Origin of the sequence: Natronosporangium hydrolyticum (genome assembly GCF_016925615.1) — a bacterium.
GTDB lineage: Bacteria > Actinomycetota > Actinomycetes > Mycobacteriales > Micromonosporaceae > Natronosporangium > Natronosporangium hydrolyticum.
In genome coordinates this window covers 1,335,397-1,349,302 of the sequence record NZ_CP070499.1, presented here as the reverse complement: position 1 = coordinate 1,349,302, position 13,906 = coordinate 1,335,397, and the positions used below count along the sequence as shown (strand labels likewise).

Sequence of the window (13,906 nt, the reverse complement as noted above, 5' to 3'; positions counted from 1 at the left end):
TCACCTCGCCTCCGTGCGCTGCGGGCAGGCCAGCAGACGATGGTACGCGGGCCGTACCGGCCTCGGATCACCCCATCGGCCGGGTTGGGCAGGTTAGGGAGGATCAGTCCTCAACGTCGAAGGTGACGTCGGCCACCAGGACGTTCACTTCGGTCACAGTGAGTCCCAACAACCGCTCCACCTGCTCGATCACGCCGCTGCGCAGCTGCTCGACCAGGTCGTGGACGGCGTACCCGAACGCCACCCGGACCGAGATCGAGATCTCCGCCTGGTCGCCGTCGAGCGTCACCGCTACCGGTTGGCCCTCGTCTGAGTGCAGCCCTCGAACTCCGCCGACCTCGACCACGGTGAGATTGACGATCTTGTCGATGATCTGCTCGATGACGTCCTCGGCGATCGTGGTCTTCCCTCGGTCACCACCTGGGCGGGGCGGCGCGGTCTCCGCCGGGCCGGCCGGCGGCTCCTCCCCGGCGGGTCCGCTCGCCACCAGCCCGCTCTCCGCTGGCCCGGTCTCCGCTGGCCCGCTCGCGGGCCCACCCGAACCGTCCGAACCGCCGTCGTACCGGCGCTCGCCCGTGCCGTAGACCCGGCCGGGTGGCTCCGGCGGCAGCGCGGTCATGGTCGGCGCCAACGGCTCGGCCGACGAAGCGGTCATGGTCGGCGCCAACGGCTCGGCCGGCGAAGTAGCCGCCGGCGAGCCGGGCGGCGGCGGCACCACCGGCAGGCCGCCAGGTGACTGGCTCACCGGCGAGACGAGGGTGGTCGCGTCCTCCGGCGGCAACGCGGTCAACTGGGGGTTGGTGGGCCCGTCCGGGGTGGGGTCAGTCATCGCATCGTCCTCTCTCCGAGCCGCCCCGCGCCGCCATCGCCGGTGCGCAGGGCCGTGTGGGCCCGAGCGTAGCCCTCGCTGGCAACCCGACCCGCCGGGCAGCTAGGCGGCCGCCGAGCCGGGGCCGGGCAGCTGCGCCGCCGCCGGGTCGACATCGGATGCTGCCGGCCGGAGCAGCACCCCACCGTCCGGCTGCGGCACCACCTGCAGCAGCGAACCCGGTGGCAGCTGCGCCATCGCCGCCGTTGGCAGGTGGAGAGCGCCGTCGCGACCGACCACCGCGTACTCTTCGCCGAGCCGGCCCTCGGCACCGACCCGGCCATCCCGGATGGTCACGGTCCGGCCCATCGCCGCCCCCACCGCCGGGTCGTGGGTGACTACCGCCACCGTGCACCCGGCGCCGGCGAGTCCGGCTAGGACCGCGATGACCTCATCCCGGGCGGCCCGGTCGAGCTGGCTGGTGGGCTCGTCCGCGAGCAGCAGCCCGGGTTGATTCGCCAACGCCACCGCCAACGCCAATCGTTGCCGCTGCCCCGGCGCCAACCGGTCCGGCCGCTGGCTCGACCACCGGCGGTCGGCCAGGCCCACCTGCGCCAACACCTCCCGCGGTGGCGATCCGCCCCGCCGACGGCCCGCCACCTGTTGCGCGAACCGGACATTCTGCTCCGCGGTCAGGTACGGCAGGAGGTTTCGGTCGGCGCCCTGCAACGACACCCCGACATCGGTCGCCCGCATCCGCGCCCGCTGCGCCATCGAAGCCTTCGCCAGGTCGTGCCCGCCGACGGCCACCCGGCCAGCCGCCGGCGGCAACAGCCCGGCGAGCACCCCGAGCAGCGTCGACTTGCCGGAGCCGGACGGGCCGAGTAGCGCCACCGCGGCCCCCGCGGCGATGTCCAGGTCCACACCGGACAAGGCCACTACGTCGTACCCCTCCAGGCGATAGATGTAGACGACCCCGCGACAGGTCACCGCGACCGGCGCCATCATCGACTCCCCCGCTCCACGCCGCCGCCGGCAGCCGCTCGACCGGCCGCCAGCGCCGCCGTCGCCAGCAGCCCGATCGCGGTGGCTGCCACCGCCACCGGCGCCCACCGCAGCCCTGCCCATCCAGAGAGGAGCAGCCCGGACGGCGCCGCCGCGGAGCCAGCCGTCACCAGCGGCAGCCCCGGCAGCACCAGCGCCGCGGCCGCGATCCCCGCGGTGACGCCCCCGACCAACGCCGGCCAGGTCAAGGCCGCGTACTCCCGCCACACCGCCCGCCGCAGCACCCGGTCGCCGACACCGGCGAGGCCGAGCGCCGCCGCATCGGCGGCCCGCTCACGCCGGGCGAGCTGGGTAGAGAGCATCATCGCCGCGACCGCCAACGCCACCGCCGCGCCCGCCGCCAGCAGCCCCAGCCGCAGCCCGAGCGCGGGTGCGGCGCGGCCCAGCTGCGCCCCGGTCTGGGTGAGCGTCTCCGCCGACCCGACCGTCACCCCCTGGTCAGCCAGGCGCTCCGGGAGGTCGGCGGGTGCGTCGCGCGCCGCCCACACCTCATACCGGAGTCCGCCGTGGTCGGCCAGCGCGGTCGTGCGCTCCGCCGCCGCCACCGCGTAATCCAGATCCACCAGCAGCGCCCGTTCCCCCGCGCGGGGCGCGTGCGGCACTCGGTCCACCACCACGAACGGCTCCGGCCGCTCCGACAGGCCGGGAAACCGGAACTCTTCGGCGGCCGGGTCCTCGGCGGGCGCGTCGCCGGCCAGCACCACCGGCACGGCCGCGGGCCGATCGAGATAGGTCAGCGACACGTCGTCGGTATGCCCATCCGCGACCGTTACGGTCAGCGCCGACCCCGCGCCGACCTGCACGTCCGCTGGCGCCTGCCACCGCTGCGGGTCGGTGAACTCCGCCGCCACCGCGGTATCCCCGGAGCTGATGCCGGTGATCGCCACCGACAGCTGGTACGCGCCGGCCACTGCGACCGAGCCCAGGGTGAGCCCGAGCAACCGGCAGCCCGTAGCGCACTCCGGCACCCGGGCAGAGTACGACGACCGATCCAGCGCGAGCGTCCCCAGCGAAACCGCCCGCGGCGGGTGGCCCGGCGTCGAGAGCAGCGCGGTCAGCCGTACCGGGTCGCCCGCCAACTCGGTGACCTCGGCGGTGACGGTGAGCCGGTCCGCCACCGGCAGTGGGACGGGCGGACTGGGCCGCAACGCCGCCGCCCGGCTCGTCTGCGCCGCCGCATCCTGCCCCCGCCACTGCGCCACCTGCGGCAGCGCGGCGCTCGCCACCGCCAGCAGCTCCACGTTCCCGCCGGCGTACTGCTGATTGGTCCGCACTACCGGCATCGACCGGCCGGTGGGGTCGGCCGCCGCCACCGCCTCGCGCAGCGCGGTCGGGTGGTCGGCGTGGACGGTGTAGACCCGATCTGCGCCCACCTGGTCGATCGCTCGATCGGACCGGGCCTGGGCGGCGACATCCCAGCCGATAGCGGCGAATGACAGCAGCGCCACCGCTACCGTCACCACTACGATCGTCTGCCGGCCGGTGTTCTGCCGGGCCAGCTGCGCCGCGGCGAGCAGCGCCGGCAGGCCGCGGGGGTCGAGCCGCCCTCGTTCCCGCCACCACCGGAGCCGGTGGGCCGCGCGCCAGCTGACCCAGCCAGCGACCGCGATCCCCGCGAGGATGCCCAGCAGCGCCGGTGCCAGCAACGCCAGTGGTGTCGTGCGGTCGCCGGTGAGCAAGACCGCCACCGCCGCGACCGACAGCGCCGCGACCGCCGCCGACGCCGGCCCCAGCCGCCTGCCCCGCCGCCGAGGTACCCGGCGCAGCAGGTCGAGCGTGCCCTGTTGCAGCGTCGACCAGGCCGCGACTCCGGCGCCGAGTAGCGCCGCGGCGACCGCCCCGAGCACGGCGCCGACCACCGGCCACCGCAGCTCCACGCCGGTACCCGGGGCCAGCGACAGCCGGGCAACGAGCTCGACGGTGAGCAGGCCGATCCCGAGCCCGATCGGCCCCGCCGCCGCCACCAGCACCAACACCTCGCCCAGTCCGAACCGTGCCGCCTGCTGGTTCGGATAGCCCCGCAGTTTGGCGAGGCCGATCTCGTGGCTCCGCTCGGCCACCACCGCCCGTACCGAACGCAGCAGCACCAGCCCGGCGAGCAGCACCAGCGGGACAGCGACCAGCGGCGCGGTCTGCCCGATCGCCCGCTGTTCCTGCGCCACGTCGTCGAGCAGCGCCGGCAGCTCGGTGGTGAGCTCGGCGCCGGCGGCGCCGGCCGCGTGGTGGAGCTGGTCGAGCTCCGCCCGTAGCTCCGGCAGCGCCGCCAGCCGGATCTGCGACGGCTCCAGCGGATAGGTCACGCTGCTGGTGACGGTCGCGTCGGCCGCGGCGGTGACCGCGGCCGGGTCGCCGGTGAAGACCGCGTCCACTCGGGGCGCCCCAGTCGTCGGGTCGTAGCCACCGTAGGCGAAGTAGACGTGCCGACCCCAGTAGGGTTCGGCCGGATCGAGCGGCCGGTACGTACCCACGACGGTGCGGGTGGTTCGTTGGTCACCGAGGTCGACAGCGACCTCGTCACCGGGTGAGACCCCGTGTTCGGCGGCGAGTCGGTCGCTCACGAGCAGCTCGTCATCGCCGCTCGGGCAAGCACCGGTGATCGCCAGTCGGGTGCAGACCTGATCGCGGTAGACCAGCCGGCTGGCGAGCGGCTCCGCCCCCAGCGGCCCGCCGCCGAGCGCGACCTCGGCCTCGCTTCCGGTCACGGCGGCGGCGAACCCGTTGCCCGGGCCGGTCACTCCGGGCGCCGCGGGCGCCAGCTGCGCCGCGAGCGCCGCTGGCGGCTCGTGCGCCAACGGGGCCAGGGCAGCGGTGCCGGTGCTGGTGACGGTGGCTGCGGCGGCGCTGGCCGGGGCGGCCGAGAGTTCGTCGGTCAGCACCGACTGCTGCGCTGCCCGGGTGTAGGCGGGGGCGAGCACCGCTGCCGCTACCGCGATAGCGGCCAGCACCACCACGACGGCCGCCCGGCCGCGTCGGTACCAGATCCCCCGCAGCAGCACCCCGTACCCCTCTCCGCTCCTGCGCCGAGCCCTTCTGCGCCGATCATGGACTTTGGTCGCTGATCGGAAGCCGATCAGGGACCAAAGTCCATGATCAACTCATGTGGGTGGTCAGGCCCAGCTCGGCGAGGATAGCCGCCGCTGCTGCGTACGGGTCGTGGGTCCCGGCGATCACCGCCGGTAGCTGGTCAGCCACCGCCGCGGGGAGGCGTTCCCGCAGCGCCGCGAGCACGATCGCCTCGATCTCCGCCGCCGCCCGCGCCTCCCGGCGACGGCGCAGCTCGTCGTGGCGGACCAGCCAGTCATGGTGCTGATCGATCGCGGCCAGGATCTCGTCGATGCCCTCGCCGCGGCTCGCGATCGCCCGGACCACCTTCGGCCGCCACTGGCCGGCGGCCCGGTCGGCGAGCCCGATCATGCCCTGGATGTCGTGGTAGGTGGCGTCGGCACCCGCTCGGTCCGCCTTGTTGACCACGAAGAGGTCGCCCACCTCCAAGATGCCGGCCTTCGCCGCCTGGATCGCGTCGCCGAGGCCCGGCGCGAGCACCACCACGGTGGTGTCGGCCAACGAGGCGATCTCGACCTCGGCCTGGCCGACCCCGACCGTCTCGACCAGGATCACCTCACAGCCGGCTCCTTCGAGCACCCGCACCGCCTGCGGGGTCGCGGCCGCCAGGCCGCCCAGCTGGCCCCGGCTCGACATCGACCGGATATAGACCCCCGGGTCGGTGGCGTGGTCCTGCATCCGCACCCGGTCACCCAGGATCGCGCCCCCGGTGAACGGGCTGGACGGGTCGACCGCCAGCACCCCGACCCGCTTGCGCTGCGCCCGCAACGAGCGCACCAGCTCGGTGGTGGTGGTGGACTTGCCTACCCCGGGGGAGCCGGTCAGACCGATCACCTGGGCGGTACCGGTGTGCGGCGCGAGCGCCGCGGCGAGCTCCGGCAGCGCCGGATCGCTCGACTCGACCATCGTGATCAGCCGGGCGACGGCGCGCGGATCACCGTCCCGGGCCCGCTTGACCAGCTCGGACACCGCCGCCGGGTCGCTCACGAGCTCGGCACCCGCAGCAGCAGCGCGTCACCCTGGCCACCGCCACCGCAGAGCCCGGCGGCGCCCCAGCCGCCGCCGCGCCGCCGCAGCTCCAGCGCGAGCGTCAACGCCAGCCGGGCGCCGGACATACCGATCGGGTGGCCCAGGGCGATCGCGCCGCCATTGGCGTTCACGATCGCCGGATCCACCGCCAGCTCCCGAATGGACTGGAGCGCCACCAGGGCGAACGCCTCGTTGATCTCGACCAGGTCGAGGTCGGACGGGGCGAGCCCGGCCTTACCGAGGGCGTGGCTGATCGCCTGCGCCGGCTGCGAGTGCAGTGAGTTGTCCGGACCGGCGACGCAGCCGTGAGCACCAATCTCGGCCAGCCAGGTCAGCCCCAGCTGCTCGGCGGTCTCGCGGCGGGCCACCACCACCGCCGCGGCGCCATCGGAGATCGGCGACGCGCTGCCCGCGGTAATCGTGCCGTCAGCGGCGAACGCCGGCCGGAGCTTGCCGAGCGACTCCGGGGTCGACTCCGGCCGGACCCCTTCGTCGGTGGTCACCGAGGAACCGTCCCGCAGCTCCACCGGGGTGATCTCCTCGGCGAAGACGCCGTTCTTCTGGGCGGCGGCGGCGCGCTGATGGCTGGCGGCGGCGAACGCGTCCTGGTCAGCGCGGCTGATGCCCAGCCCGGCGCCGTGCCGCTCGGTCGACTCACCCATGGAACAGGCGTCCCAGACATCGGAGAGCCCGTCGAGCGCCATGTGGTCGCGGACCGTCAGGTCGCCGTACTTGTGCCCGCGACGCAGGCCAGGCAACAGGTGGGGGGCGTTGGTCATGGACTCCATGCCACCGGCCACCACCAGGTCGCACTCGCCGGCCCGGATCAGCTGGTCGGCGAGCGCGATCGCGTTCAGCCCGGAGAGGCAGACCTTGTTGATGGTCAACGCGGGGACCGTCATCGGGATCCCCGCGGCCACCGCGGCCTGCCGGGCCGGAATCTGGCCGGCGCCGGCGGTCAGCACCTGCCCCATGATCACGTACTGCACCTGCTCCGGCCCGACGCCAGCCCGGGCCAGGGCGGCCCGGATCGCGACCGCGCCGAGCGCGCTCGCCGGAGAGTCCTTCAAGTTGCCCAGTAGCCGCGCCATCGGGGTACGGGCGCCGCTGACGATCACCGAACTCATGGGTCCCCACAATCGGTCTGAACGATTACTCAGCCAGACTAACCCTATGGAGACGACGAGCATCGGGCTGCTGCGGATCGACCACGTGGGGGTGGCAGTCACCGACCTGGCGGAGGCGATCCAATTTCACGAACGGGTCTTCGGCATGCGCTGCGTCCACGTGGAGACCAACCATCGGCAAGGAGTCCAGGAGGCGATGTTGGCGGTAGGCCCGACCTCGGAGGGCGGCTACCTGCAGCTATTGGCGCCGCTTAATGCCGAATCGCCGCTCGCGAAGTTCCTCGACCGGCACGGCCCCGGTGTCCAGCAGGTCGCCTACACCGTCGCCGACGTCGATACTGCTTGCCAAACGCTGCGGGAACGGGGAGTGCGGGTGCTCTACGAGCAGCCCGAGCCGGGCACCGCCGGCTCCCGGATCAACTTCGTACACCCCAAGGACGCTGGCGGGGTGCTGGTGGAGCTGGTAGAACCGGCAGCGGCCGCGGATTGACCAACGTGTTCGCTCATCCGGGGGTACGGACCGCCCAGCCACCATGATCATCGGGTACCGTACGACCGGGCGGAATCGGGCGACTTCCAGTGCCCTGGCCTTGCGTTGCCCCCCTAGGCATCTGCCAGTATGTTCCAATGCCCCAGCAGCAATCGTCGCTGGCGTTCTTCGATAACGCCAACAGCACCCCAGACTTCACGGTCGGCCTCCGCGGCTACGACCGTGAGCAGGTAAACAACTACATCGCCCGGCTGCACCAGTCCATGGCCCAGCAGAAGGCGGACAAAGAGGAAGCCGAGAAGCGACTCAGCGACGCCCAGCGCCGATTGCGCGCCGCCGAGCAGCGGCTCAGCTCCATGGAGCAGAAGCTCACCGACACCAACAAGCAGCTCGAGGAGAACAGCCGACCCACTCTGTCGGGGCTCGGCACCCGGGTCGAGCAGATCCTGCGCCTCGCCGAAGAGCAGGCTAACGACCACCGCGGTGAGTCCAAGCGGGAGTCTGAGGGCATTCTGTCGGCGGCCCGGCTGGAGGCACGGGAGATCACCGACAAGGCCCGGGCCGAAGCGGCGGCGATGAAGGCCACCGCAGAGCGCGAGGCGAACGAGCTGACGACCAACGCCGAGCGGGAGGCTGCTGAGGCTCGCGTCCAGGCCCGCCGGGAAGCGGACACGCTCCGGGCCGACGCCGAGCGGGAGACCAAGGCCCTACGCACCGCCACCGCGCACGAGGTCTCGGAGCTCAAGGGCAACGTGGAGCGAGAGGTGGCCACGCTGCGGGCCACCGCCGAGCGGGAGATCACCCAGCTGCGGGCGAAGGCCTCACGCGAGGCCGAAGAGAAGCGGGCCGAGGCGACGAAGCTGCTCAGCGACGCGAAGGATCAGCGAGACCGAGAGCTACAGGCGCTGGCGCTCGAGATCGCCGAACGGCGCGAGAACGCCGAGCGCGAGGACGCGGCCCGCCACGCCGCCCAGGTCGCCGCGACCCAGGAGATGGTCGAGGTGGCCGAGGATCGCGCCCGCGCCGCCGAAGAGCGCAAGGCCGAGATCGACCGGCAGGCGGAGACCCGCCGCACCGAATCCGAGCGGCAGGCCAGCCAGCTGATCGCCGACGCCAAGGCGCAGGCGGAGAAGGCCCGCAACGAGGCCAACACCGAGGCGAACCGGGTGCTCACCGAGGCCCGCGACGAGGCCGAGCGCACCACCAACGCCGCCCGCGACGAGCTCGCCGGGCTCACCCGGCAGAAGGAGGCGGTCACCTCCCAGCTGGGGCAGATGCTCTCCGGCCTGGCGGGGATCGTCCCCGGCGTGGGAGGCGGCGAATCCGGGGCCGACGAGCCCGAAGAGAACGACAAGGCGGAGACATCGGCGTAGACTCCACAGACTTGGTGAAGAAGGCGCTCTCGCTCCGATACACCGGCAAAATCCCCTCGATGCCGCGTCTCGTCACGTTCCCGGGGTTTCCGGGCGGGGCGGGACGCGGCATGTGAGGATGGGGTTATGTCGCACAGCGGGGATCTGTTCGCTCTGGGCGAGGGCGTCAGCACAGAGGCCAGCTTCGAGACGGTGGTGCGCGGCTACCACAAGAGGCAGGTCGATCGCTACGTCGCCCAGGTGGAGGCCGAGATCGCCACCCTGGATTCGGAGCGGGAGCAGGCGCTCGCCCAGATCCAGGCCCTCGCCGGCCAGGTTGAACAGCTACGGGCCGAACTAGCGCAGCTGCGACCCCGGGTGGGCACCCCCGATCGGGTCTCCTTCCGGCACCTTGGCCCCTATGTGGAGCAACTCCTGAGCGTCGCCGAGCGGCAGGCGGAGGAGATCCGCAGCGAAGCCGCGCAGGAGATCAACGACCGCCGGGCCGAGCTCGACCGGCTGCTCCGGGAGGCCCGGGAGAAGACCGGGCAGGCCCACCGCGACTTCGAAACCGCCCTGGCCGCACGGCGCGCCGAGGAGGAGCGAGTCGACGCCCAGCGGCGGGCGGAGCTCGCGGCGGAGATCGCCCAGGCCCGGCGGGAGATCAAGCAGCAGCGCGCCGACGCCGCTGAAGAGTTGGCGAATGCGCAGCGCGAGGCGCAGCGGATCACCGACGAGGCCAGCGCCCACGCCGCCCACGTCACCGCGGACGCCGACGCCTACTCCCACACCACCCGCAGCGAGGCCGACGAGTACGCCGCGACCACCAAGTCCGACGCCGAGGCCCACTCCGCTCGGCTGGTCGCCGATGCCGAGCATGCGGCGCAGCGGATCACCGACGAGGCCACCGCCCGCGGCGCCGAGGTCACCGCCGAGGCCGACGCCTACTCCCAGGACACCCGCCGGAGCGCCGACGAGTATTCGCAGGCCACCCGGGCGGGCGCCGACGAGTACGCCGCGACCACCAAAGCCGACGCCGACGACCGGGCCGCAGCGACCGTCGCCACCGCCGACGAGTATTCCCAGACCACCCGCGAGGAGGCTGACTCGTACGCGGAGGCCACCCGCACCGACGGCGAGTCCTACGCCGCCCGGCTGGTCGCCGACGCCCGCAGCGAAGCGCAACAGATCACCGACGAAGCCGCCGCCCGCGCCGCCGAGGTCACCGCCGAGGCCGACGCCTACTCCCAGGCCACCCGTTCCGATGGCGAGGCGCGCGCCGCCGCCGTCACCGAGCAGGCGACCGAGGCGGCCGCCGCCGGCCGGGCCGCCGCCGAACGGGAGGCCGACGCGATCCGCAGCGCGGCCCGCAACGACGCGGATCAACTGCGCGGCGACGCCCAGCGGTACGCTGCCCAACTGCGGGAGCAGGCCGAGCAGCAGGCCTCGGCGGCGGCCCAACGCGCCGCCTCCGCCGAGCACGAGGCGGAGGAGTTCGCCGCGCAGGTGGCCGAGCACCGCACCGAACTCGCCGAGGCGAAGCGGCGCCTCACCGAGCTGATCGCGCGCCGGCAGGAGGAGAGCTACGAGGTCGAGCGGGCGCAGCGGGAGCTGTCAGAGCTCTCCGACCAGCTTGAGGAGGAGCGGCGGGCGCACCACAGCCGGACCACGGCCGCCGACGGCCAGCTGACCAGCGGCGGCGACGAGGAGGAGTCCGGCGCGGCGGCTAAGCTGCGGTGACCTGATACGTGAGGTCGAGCACGGCGATGTCCTCGTCACTGACTCGGCCAGCCACCTCGATCCGGTAGCCATGCCCTTGGGTTCGCAGGGTGCCGGTCTCCGCCGCCACCTCCACCCGCGGCCGTTCGAAACCGGCGTCGCCGAACTCGCCCGCCAACTCGTCGACGGTGGTGGCTAGGTCGCCGGCGACCCGCAGATACAGGTGGAACGAATCGCCGCCGCCCGGTGGGTGAGCTGCCTGGAGCACCACCGCCCCCGCCGGCAACGGGATCTCCGACGGCCAATGCTCAGGCAGCTGAGCCGGCTCCCGATCGCCCGCGAGCGCCTCCGGTGGCGGGGGCGGCGGAGGCGGCGCCGCCGAGGGCTCCGCCGCTCCGGTGGTCCCGCCGGTCGCCGGGTCGGACGCGGCCGGAGCACCACCGGATGTGTCGTCGGCGGCGGTGGGAGTCACCTCCGCCGCCGACGACACATCCGGGTCCCCCCCGCATCCGGTCAGCGGCGCGGCCAACAGGACGGCGGCTAGTGCCACCGTGGCTCGACGTCGCATCGGTCCCCCCATTCGTCGCTGCCGTGACCGCGGTTGCGGTGCCTACTACCGGAGGAACGCCCCGGGTGTCCGCCAGTCCACCCCGTCGACCTCCGGCCCACCGACCACCTCCGCTGAACCGTCCCAGGTGTACTGCCGGGAGGCGCTGCCGGCGGTGGTCACCTGTTCGCTGCCGGAGCCCGAGTCGAGCAGCGGCCGCCGGAGCAGCCGGCCGTCATCGGCCCGGGACCAGTAGACGTGGCCGTCCGCGACGAACAGCACACCGGAGGTGTTGCTGAGGTTGTTGACGCTGCCGGAGTTGCCGCTGCCGGCGAGGGTGAACTCCCGCGAGCCAGCCAGGCCGTTCTCCGGGTTGAACCAGCGCCAGTAGAGCGTGTTCTGCCCGGCGCGGGTGTAGAAGACCCGGCCGTCGGTGTAATACATGCCGCGCATACTGGCGATGTTGGCGGCGAACGAACTCGGTTCGCCATCGTATGTGGAGCTGCCCGAGTGGGTCTGCACTCCGTCCCAGTACGGGTCGAGGTGCGGGGTGAGCGGCTGCGGCAGGCCGACCACCGAGCCATCGAAGCTGCGCCGCCAGAAGGTGCCGTCAGCCATGCCGTAGAAGAGCACGTCGTCGACGAGGAAGGCCCCGCGCAGTTCGCCCCATTGGGTGCCGTCGGCCCCACCGACCGCCACCAACTCGTCGGCCTCATCGCCGTCGTAGAAGCGCTTACCGATGCCCGGGCCGGGCTCCCCGTCACCGGTCTGGTCCCGCACGATCTCGATCGCCGAGACGATCGGGGCCTCGACCACCGGTTCGAACTCGATCTCCACTTCGCCGTCGCTGGTGACCGGGTACGACAGCATGGTCCCCCGGTTGTAGGCGGCGCTGTCGACCACGTCGTACCCGTCGGCGACCAGCACCCCGTCGATGAGGATGTCCATGACCCGGTCACCGGGTTGGTGGGTGCACCAGCAGCGGTCGGCGAAGTAGAGCCGGACCTCCAGGTCGGTGCCGGCCGGGACCGGGAACGACCAGGTCAGGTTGTCGGCGCTCGCCGGATTCCAGCGGGTGGAGTTGAACACCTCGATCGGGGTGGTCTCGGGCACCGGCGCCAGCACTCCCGGCACGTTGTTGGCGTTGGTGGAGATCAGGCTGCCGGAGTTGCGGTACGGGCTGCTGGTGCTGTTGTCGGCGAACCACTCCGGACCGTCGTCGAGCGCCGGCAGCGCCGGCCCGGCCGCGTTGACCCGGTAGAGGATGTCCGGCAGGCCGGCGCCGACCTCGACCTCCACATCGGTGAAGTGCACGTCCGCCGGGATGGTCGCCGACTCGCCCGCAGGCGGCTGGTGCCCGCCGGCGAGCGGGAAGAAGGCGAGCTTCGGCCGGTAGTGCTCCCAGTTGCCGATCCAGTCGGTGTCCGAGCCGACGTAGAGCCCGTCGGCGGTGGCGTAGAGCACGGTCGCGCCGTACCCGCGCGGGTTGCGCCCGGGGTTCCAGGACAGGTCGACCCCGCTGACCGGGTCCATCGCGTTCAGCCCGGGCCGGCCGACCGCGCCGGTGTCGGGGTAGTCGGTCCCCCAGTGGTTGTTCATCCATCGCTGGTGGCCACCGGCGTAGACGGCGGTTTCGGTGACCGCTACCGAAAGCAGCGTGTCGCCACCCGACCAGTTCACCCAGGTGGGGTGCTGCTCGCTGCCGGTGGCGTCGGTCTCCCAACGGGAGACCGCGTCGCAGAGGGTGTTCCGGTGCGGGCCACCGGTGGTGACGACGACGAAGTAGCTACCGTCCGGCGAGAAGCTGACGTCCCGCACCCACTTGTCGAACGAGCGCCACGAGCACCGGGGCTTGAAGTGGTTGGTGTGCCAGTCCCGGATCTCTGCCTCCTCACCGGTGAGGTCGAGCAGGAACACCTGGTCGCGATCGAGCTCGTTGGCGAACCGGAAGTTGCCGATGACCACCGCGGTACTGCCGTCCGGGGTGATGTCGATCCGATCGGGCCCGACCGGGGCCTGGGCTCCGGAGCTGCCGTCCCAGTTGTGGTTCTCGGTGACGTGCACGTCGAGGAATGGGTCGATGTCGCCGGTGAGCGGGTCGAGCGTCACCAGCCCACCCCGTTCCTCGGTCCCGGCGAGGGTGAACTTCCCGCCGACGTAGAGCCGGCCGCCGGCCGCTTTCGCCGAGAAGACCGCCCCGTTCATGGGCGGGGCGTGGAAGTCGGTGCGCACCGACCCGTCGGTGAGGTCCATGAGCACGATCTTGTTGTAGCCCTGGTTTCCGCCGGCGTGGTTGAAGCGGCCACCGACGTAGACGGTGTCCGCGGTCGGGCCGGGGTGCAGGGTGAGGACCTCGGCGGCGAGCGACGGGGTGAAGTCGGTGTCCACCGCTCCGGTGGCGGCATCGAAGGCGAACAGGTAGGGCCGCTGGTGCAGCGTGCCGCCGCCGGGATCGCGGACCTCACTGAACGAGCCACCGACCAGGACTCGGTCACCCACGGCGACGATTGCTTGCGGCAGGCCGTCCTGAATCTCGGGCGTCCCAGTCGCTGGTACGTCGGAGACGACCCGGTCATGGCCGGGTGGCCCGGCGGCGACAGCGCCGTCCGGCTGACCGACCATGACCGTTAAGCTCGCGATGAGGCCCCCCACGGCCATCGCCGCGGCACCTTTGGATATCTTTCGCACAGCCCCTCCCACCACGCG

General features: G+C 72.7%; 10 protein-coding genes. 3 read left to right on the top strand and 7 right to left on the bottom strand.

Going from position 1 to position 13,906, the window contains the following annotated elements:
• Nucleotides 1–103 precede the first annotated feature (103 nt).
• From JQS43_RS06205 to JQS43_RS06185, 5 genes are all read right to left on the bottom strand, one after another.
• The gene (locus JQS43_RS06205; RefSeq protein WP_239678109.1) at nucleotides 104–829 is read right to left on the bottom strand and encodes an Asp23/Gls24 family envelope stress response protein; all 726 of its coding nucleotides are present in this window, start codon (nucleotides 827–829) and stop codon (nucleotides 104–106) included.
• A gap of 102 nt (nucleotides 830–931) precedes the next feature.
• Nucleotides 932–1,813 carry an ABC transporter ATP-binding protein gene (locus JQS43_RS06200; protein WP_239678108.1) on the bottom strand — a complete coding sequence of 294 codons (882 nt, stop codon included), beginning with the start codon at nucleotides 1,811–1,813 and terminating at the stop codon, nucleotides 932–934.
• Nucleotides 1,813–4,869 (bottom strand): FtsX-like permease family protein, encoded by a 3,057-nt coding sequence (locus tag JQS43_RS06195; protein ID WP_239678107.1) that lies wholly within the window; start codon nucleotides 4,867–4,869, stop codon nucleotides 1,813–1,815. Before JQS43_RS06195 ends, JQS43_RS06200 begins: the two co-directional genes overlap by 1 nt.
• A 94-nt stretch (nucleotides 4,870–4,963) precedes the next feature.
• Nucleotides 4,964–5,923: a methylmalonyl Co-A mutase-associated GTPase MeaB gene (gene meaB / locus JQS43_RS06190; protein WP_239678106.1), complete on the bottom strand. Its 960-nt coding sequence runs from the start codon at nucleotides 5,921–5,923 to the stop codon at nucleotides 4,964–4,966.
• Complete coding sequence (locus JQS43_RS06185; RefSeq protein WP_239678105.1) at nucleotides 5,920–7,092, bottom strand: acetyl-CoA C-acetyltransferase; 1,173 nt, start codon at nucleotides 7,090–7,092, stop codon at nucleotides 5,920–5,922. Before JQS43_RS06185 ends, meaB begins: the two co-directional genes overlap by 4 nt.
• A gap of 46 nt (nucleotides 7,093–7,138) precedes the next feature.
• Between JQS43_RS06185 and mce the strand changes: the two genes are divergently transcribed.
• The 3 genes from mce to JQS43_RS06170 all read left to right on the top strand — a co-directional run bounded on the left by mce (nucleotide 7,139) and on the right by JQS43_RS06170 (nucleotide 10,674).
• Nucleotides 7,139–7,582 (top strand): methylmalonyl-CoA epimerase, encoded by a 444-nt coding sequence (mce, locus tag JQS43_RS06180; protein WP_239678104.1) that lies wholly within the window; start codon nucleotides 7,139–7,141, stop codon nucleotides 7,580–7,582.
• Between the two features lie 137 nt (nucleotides 7,583–7,719).
• Nucleotides 7,720–8,955 carry a coiled-coil domain-containing protein gene (locus tag JQS43_RS06175; RefSeq protein ID WP_239678103.1) on the top strand — a complete coding sequence of 412 codons (1,236 nt, stop codon included), beginning with the start codon at nucleotides 7,720–7,722 and terminating at the stop codon, nucleotides 8,953–8,955.
• Nucleotides 8,956–9,081: 126 nt separating this feature from the next.
• Nucleotides 9,082–10,674 (top strand): coiled-coil domain-containing protein, encoded by a 1,593-nt coding sequence (locus tag JQS43_RS06170; protein ID WP_239678102.1) that lies wholly within the window; start codon nucleotides 9,082–9,084, stop codon nucleotides 10,672–10,674.
• On the opposite strand, the gene JQS43_RS06165 is transcribed toward JQS43_RS06170, so the two are convergent.
• On the bottom strand, nucleotides 10,661–11,221 hold the full coding sequence (locus tag JQS43_RS06165; protein ID WP_239678101.1) for a hypothetical protein: 561 nt from the start codon (nucleotides 11,219–11,221) through the stop codon (nucleotides 10,661–10,663). The two genes, JQS43_RS06170 and JQS43_RS06165, sit on opposite strands and share 14 nt — an antisense overlap.
• Before the next feature lie 45 nt (nucleotides 11,222–11,266).
• Nucleotides 11,267–13,822 (bottom strand): malectin domain-containing carbohydrate-binding protein, encoded by a 2,556-nt coding sequence (locus JQS43_RS06160; protein ID WP_239678100.1) that lies wholly within the window; start codon nucleotides 13,820–13,822, stop codon nucleotides 11,267–11,269.
• Between the last annotated feature and the right edge of the window lie 84 nt (nucleotides 13,823–13,906).